This window comes from Sphingomonas sp. CCH5-D11, from assembly GCF_001557395.1.
Lineage (GTDB): Bacteria > Pseudomonadota > Alphaproteobacteria > Sphingomonadales > Sphingomonadaceae > Sphingomonas.
Genome location: NZ_LSKH01000351.1, coordinates 1 through 6,407 on the forward strand (window position 1 = coordinate 1; position 6,407 = coordinate 6,407).

Sequence of the window (6,407 nt, forward strand, 5' to 3'; positions counted from 1 at the left end):
GCTCGTCAGGCTCATAACCTGAAGGTCACAGGTTCAAATCCTGTCCCCGCAACCAACTTAATCTGCGTTTCCCCAACCCTGCCTTTGGCGGGGTTTCTTGCGTTTTGGCCAGCGCCTTGTTTCCCGATGCGGCCGTCAGGATGCCGGCGAGGTCGCCTTCCACATCCACGACCAGCTCGTCAGAACGATCGCCGAGATGAGTGGGCGCAGGATTTCCGTCGCCGCGTCCGTGGCGCGAACGGTTGGTAAATTCGGCGGGGACCATGCCGCCGAGGCTGCTGTGCGGACGCACGGTGCTGTAGTCCGTCCGCCATGCCTTGATGATCCGCCTTGCCGCAGCGAGCGAGGGGAACAGGTCGGGTGCGGTTGGCTTCGACGCATTGCATATCTCGCGTCGATGTTTGTGCGAGCCCCGCGCCGTGTCACAGTCTGCCCTCACGGGCTAAAACGGCCTTCAGGATTGCCCGAGATGCTTCCGGTTATCCCCCGCTAAATCGATCCGCCAACAGACGGGGCCCGTCGACACTCCCGAACACATATCGGCATCTGGCTGAGCGTGAGAACGTTGCCAGTCGTCAGCTCTGAACCACCCATCTGTCGGCATCGATCGCGGCCGATGATAGCGACAATTGCTCGATCAACCACAAGGTCGCGGGATCGCGCGCGCTATGCTCGTGCCAGAGCACCCAATAATCGAAGCCGCCGATCTCCGCCGGCGCGTTCAGACAGGCGAAGTGCTGCGCGGTGGCGAACTGCCGTGCAGCGCGGGTGGGGATGGTCAGGATCGCGTCGGAGGTGCCGATCAGGTCCGAAGCGGCGTAGAAATACGGCAGCCGGGCAACCACGCGCCGCTCGTCAGCCCGATCGCCCAGGCATTGGTGCACATGGTCGACGGCCGGGTCGCCGATGCTGATGCCGATATGCGGCCAGCGGAGATAATCATCCAGCGGCATCGGCCCGTCCTGATGGTGCCTGGCGAGGGGATGATCCGCGCGGACGATCACCGACTGGCTTTCACGAAACAGGTGGCGTGAATGGGTCGCCGACAAGTCCGGCGCGAACCCGTATACGATCAGGTCTAGATGGCCCGCCGCGCACTTGCGGACCATGTCCGACGTGAAGGGCGTGATTTCGATCCGGCAATCGGGGGCATAATGCCGAATGGTTGGAAGCACCGGCGCGATTACTGACAGCACGCCAAAATCCGTCGCCGCGATCCGGAACACGCGCTTGATCTGGTCTGGCGTGAAGCGCGCCGGCTCCAGCACGCTGGAGGTCAGCGCCAGCCATTTCTCCAGCGGTCGGGCAAGCTCCACCGCGCGTGACGTCGGCGTCATGGCTGCTCCCGAGCGGACCAGCAGCGGATCGCCGACCTGACGGCGCAGCTCGCTAAGCGCCCGGCTAACGGTGGGCTGGCTGATCCCAAGCTGCTGCGCCGCCCGACTGACGCTTCTGGTCTGAAGCAACATGTGAAGCACGACCAGCAGGTTGAGATCGAAGTGCTTGATCGGACCACCCCTATTGAGAGTGGCTTGCATTAGCGTTGCGTAATCAGCGGCGCAAGGTTGCAGGCTCGCCCCCAAGGACTCACGCTTCGTCCTGCCGACGAGGCAGCGCAGCCGTGCTGCAACCTGGGTGAAATCAAACCTACGTTACCCCGTCACAATCCTCCTCGAGAGCGCTCGCGCACCGGTCCTTCTACCTACGACCGAATACCTGCGATCAAGTCCTGAATGGGGGAAACATGCGTAAGTCTCTTTTGGTCGGCGGCGTTGCCGCCGCCGCGCTTTGCACGCTGTCCGGGGGGACGGCATGGGCGCAGAGCGCTGCCGAAAGCACGACGCCGACAGCAGGCAATGTCACCAGCGACCGCACGACCGATGGTACTGGCGAAGATGCGGGCGCAGGGTCCGAAATCATCGTCACCGGCACCGCGCGCGCACAGCGCCGCTTTGACGCCTCCTACGCGATCAATACGCTGAACCAGGCGGAGATCGAAAAGATCGCGCCGGTGAACTTCGCCGATCTGATCGGCCAGCTGCCCGGCTTCCAGACGGAGATTACCGGCGGCGAGGTGCAGAACATCTATCGCATCCGCGGCCTGCCGAACGATGGCGGCTTTGTCTCCTTCCAGCAGGATGGCCTGCCGCTGTTCCATGAGAATGACGGCGTCTTCTTCCGCGGCGATGCGATCCTGAAGCAGGATCTGATGACCCAGCGGCTGGAGGTGGTGCGCGGCGGCCCTGCGCCGGTCTTCTCCAGCTATTCGGGCGCGATCATCAACGCCATCACGCGCGAAGGCAGCGCCACGCCGAAGGGCGGCGCGCAGGTCACGCTGGGCGACACCGGCCTTTACCGCCTGGACGCCTTCCAGTCGGGCCCGCTTGGCAAGGACACGTATTATGCCATTGGCGGCTTTATTCGCCATCATGACGGCTATCGCGACAACGGCTTTCCCAACGATCGCGGCGGCCAGATCCGCGCCAACATCCGCCACGATCTGGACAATGGCTTTGTCAAGCTGAGCGCCAATTACGTCAACGACAAGAACGTCTTCTACCTGCCGATCCCGATCGCCGATCCGCGCGATCCGTCGGTTAGCCTCGATCCGTACATTGATTATTTCACCGGCACGATGAACTCGCCGGCGTTCCGCAACGTCACCATCCCCTTCCGCAACGGGCAGGGCCAAACGGAAAGCCGCACCACCGATCTGTCGGACGGCCGCTACATGCGGATGTTCAACATCGGCGCGCAATATGAAGGTGATTTCGACGGCTGGCTGGTCTCGGCAAAGGCCGGCTACACTGAGGGCAAGAACCGCTTCACCGCTTTCTATTCGACCACCAATCCGGCCGATGCGGCCAGCTTCGCCGCGGGCTATCTCGCCCGCGCGACGACGGCGTTCGGCCCGGTCGCCTCGTTCGGCTACACGCTCGCTGGCACCAACACGGTCTATGACCCGTCCACCGCCTCCGGCCTCGTCATGCAGGGCCAGTATCGCGACATCGCGTCCGATTTCTACTCGGCGCAGGCCAATCTGTCCGTCGCGAAGCGGCTCGAGACGGGGCTGGGCAGCCATGACCTCACGCTCGGGCTCTACGGCAGCCTTTATGGGCAGGACCGTTTCTACGCCTATCAGAACTATCTGATCGAGGTCGCGGGAACGCCGCGCACGCTCGATCTGGTGGCGTACAATGCTGCCGGGACGGAGATCGGCCGCGTCACCGACAATGGCGTGCTGAATTACGCCGCAACGCTCAACCAGGGCGATTCCGACGCCTCCATGTTCGCGATCTACGCCAACGACACGTGGGAAATCGTAGACGGGCTGCGCATCGATGCCGGCATCCGGCACGAACGCTATGATTACCAGGGCTGGGGTGCGTTGACCGACCAGGTCAATCTGGGCGACCCCACCACTCTGGCGGACGATGCGACCCGCGGCTTCACCGGCGTGATCGTCGATCGCGACCTGAAGACGGAGGCGACCAACTGGACGGTCGGCGCCAATTACGACTTCAGCAACAATGTCGGCATCTACGCCCGCGCATCGCACCTCGAAACGCCGCCCAACGTTCAGTCTGCGATGGATGTGAACCCGAACCCGGTCTACATCACCACCATTGCCGATCAGTATGAGGTCGGCCTGAAGCTGGCGAGCGGCCGCTCCTACCTCTACGCAACCGGCTTCTATTCGAACTTCGATCCGCTCAACGCCTCGTTCCTGGCGTTTGACCCCACGACCGGCCGCAACGACGTGAACGTGCCCTTCATCGGCGAAGCGCAGATCCTGGGCGTCGAGCTGGACGGTGCGCTGGCGCTGACGCGCTGGTTCACGCTGAACGGATCGCTGACCATCAGCGACCCCAAGTATAAGAACTTCGCCAGCACCACCGGCGCCGATCCGGAGCAGGTGGAGGGCAACCAGATCGTCCGCCAGCCGAAGGTATATGGCAACATCCGCCCGTCGTTCGACTTCACGACCGGCGAGACCGACATCTCGGTCTATGGCCGCTACACCTATATGGGGAAGCGCTTCGTCGATCTTTACAACAACACCGCGCTGCCGGCCTATGGCACGATCGGCGCGGGTGTCACGGTGAACCATGGCCGGTGGAAGCTGCAGGTCGTCGCCGACAATCTGTTCAATGAAAAGGGCCTGACCGAGGGCAATACCCGCACGGACTCGCTCGCTGGGCAGGGGAGCACGGAGGCGATCTACGGTCGCCCGATCTTCGGCCGCAACTTCCGCCTGGTGGTGGGTCTGGACTGGTGATCCGCGCCGGCTTCGCGTGGCAGGCGGCGGCGCTCGTCGCCGCCTGCGCCGTCCCGCCCGGGGTCGCATCGGCCACGCCTGCCGCTACCGCTCAGGCACCCGTGACGGATGCGGCCTTCGCCGCCCTGTCGCAGCGACTCTTTCCACTGTTCACGGCGCTCGGCGCTGATCGAGGGGCGACGGAGGCGCTCGCGCGTCAGCCGGCCGTCGCCACGCTGCTCGCTGCTCGCGCTGATCGGGTTGCCAGCTGCCAGCAGGAGCCGGGCTGCGCGGCGCAGGCGCTGGTCTGGCGAGAGGATGAGATCGCTGCGCTGGCAAAGGCGTTGCCAGGCAGTCTTCCGGCGTTTGACGACGGTGTCGCCGCGCAGGCGAGGCGGGAGCTTCAGGGCGTCAACATGATCCTTGGCACCTATGGCCTGGGCGAGGTGCCACCCTATCCGGCGATCGACGGCGCGGGCACCATCAGCCCGGCCGAGCGCCGCGCCTGGCTTCAGGCGGCGCATTGGGTGGCGCAGACGCCGCGTGCGGGATCGCTCAACGCCGTTGATTCGTCATTCGATTTCGCCCTCGCCTTGCTCGATGGCAGCAACCGCACCGATGCGGTTGCCTTCCTGCCGCTGGACGGCGGGATGAACGCCGCTGCCTTTGCCCGTGCGCGGCGGACGAACTGGGGCGCGTTCCGCTACACGGCGCTGATCGTCACCGGGATTGGCCCGGAGCTTGCGGACATGCCGCTCAGCCCCGGCGGCAAATATCATTTGCGCCTCGCTGCCCAGCAGTTCGCGCGCGGTGACGCTGCGTTCATCATCGTGTCGGGTGGACGGGCGCACCCCTTCAACACCCGCTTTGCCGAGGCGGTCGAGATGCGCCGCGCGTTGATCGAACGTTATGGCATCCCGCCCGACCGGATCGTGATCGACCCTCATGCGCGGCACACGACCACCAACATGCGCAATGCCGCCCGGCTGCTGATCGCGATGGGCGCGCCGTTGACCCAGGACACGCTGGTTGTCTGCAATCCGGTCCAGAGCGCCAATATCGGCAGCGCCGCCTTTGTCGATCGGAACCAGCGGGAGCTTGGCTATGCGCCGGGCGCGGCCGGCACCCGGCTCAGCCCGACAGCGCTAGAATGGCGGCCTGCCGCTGCTGCCGCGCGGATCGACCCGCGCGATCCGCTCGACCCCTAAGGAGGTGCCTGTGCGCCAGTTGCTCGCCGCCGTCACCGCCGGTCTCGTCGCCCTTCTCCACCAGCCCGCGTTTGCCTGGGGAGAGCGCGGCCATGCGGTGATCGACACCGCCGCGATCCACGCCATTCCGGCGGACGGCCCTGTCTTTCTGCAAAAGCACGTCGATTATATTGCCGCTTCCGCCTCCCAGCCCGATGGCTGGCGCGGCGATGCGGAAGGCTTTTCGAAGATCGTCGAGGATCCCAATCACGGCTGGTTTCGCGAACAATTCACCTTCCTGAAAACGATCCCGCGCAGCCGCTACGAATTCGTGCTGGCGCTCTACGACCAGCATCTGCGCATCCGGGCCAGCGATCCGGGGGCGGCGGCGCGCACCAACGTCCGCTGGACTGGCACTTTGCCCTATGCCGCGATGGAGGCTTACGACCGGATCGTGGTGTGCATGCGCCAGGTGCGCAGGCTTGCTGGCGAGGGGCGCGATCCCGAATTCGCCGAGCGGAACTGCGCTTTTGATGTGACCCGCCTTGGCCATTATATCGGCGATGCGGCCAACCCGCTGCACATCTCGATCCATTCCGATGGATGGCGCGGTGAAAATCCCGAAGGGTTCACGACCGACCGGAGCGTCCACGGCCGTTTCGAAAGTCGCTTCGTCGACCTGATCGCGCTTACCCCGGCGGACGTGCGTGCCCGCATCGGCGCGCCCGCGCGGCAGACGGGCGACATGTTCGATCATGTCCTGCGCTATGTCGATGCTTCGGGGGACAAGGTGCGGCAGGTCTATACGCTGGAAAAGCGCAGCGGCTTCGCCGACGCCAACGACCGGGACGTGCGCGAGCTGGTGCATGAGCGGATCGCCGCCGGCGCTTCCATGCTGCGCGACATGCTGGTTCGCGCCTGGGTCGAAAGCGCCCGCCCACCCGCGCAGATCACGCCCGCCC

The 6,407-nt window shown here is 64.9% G+C and carries 4 protein-coding genes and 1 pseudogene; 3 read left to right on the forward strand and 2 right to left on the reverse strand.

The window, feature by feature from the left end; genetic code table 11:
- Window positions 1-232: 232 nt before the first annotated feature.
- Window positions 233-439 (reverse strand): annotated as a pseudogene (locus AX702_RS23530) (integrase core domain-containing protein); the annotation flags it as partial.
- Between the two features lie 136 nt (window positions 440-575).
- Window positions 576-1,538 carry a LysR family transcriptional regulator gene (locus AX702_RS20995; RefSeq protein WP_066782282.1) on the reverse strand — a complete coding sequence of 321 codons (963 nt, stop codon included), beginning with the start codon at window positions 1,536-1,538 and terminating at the stop codon, window positions 576-578.
- Between the two features lie 206 nt (window positions 1,539-1,744).
- Between AX702_RS20995 and AX702_RS21000 the strand changes: the two genes are divergently transcribed.
- From AX702_RS21000 to AX702_RS22730, 3 genes are all read left to right on the forward strand, one after another.
- Window positions 1,745-4,279, forward strand: coding sequence for a TonB-dependent receptor (locus tag AX702_RS21000; RefSeq protein WP_066782283.1), 2,535 nt, complete (start codon window positions 1,745-1,747; stop codon window positions 4,277-4,279).
- A complete protein-coding gene (locus AX702_RS21005) occupies window positions 4,276-5,466 on the forward strand; it encodes a YdcF family protein (protein WP_231731993.1) in 1,191 nt (396 codons plus the stop codon). The genes AX702_RS21000 and AX702_RS21005 overlap by 4 nt, the downstream gene beginning before the upstream one ends.
- Window positions 5,467-5,476: 10 nt before the next feature.
- Window positions 5,477-6,407, forward strand: a 931-nt coding sequence (locus AX702_RS22730) for a nuclease (RefSeq protein WP_066782284.1), incomplete at its 3' end; no start/stop codon positions are given.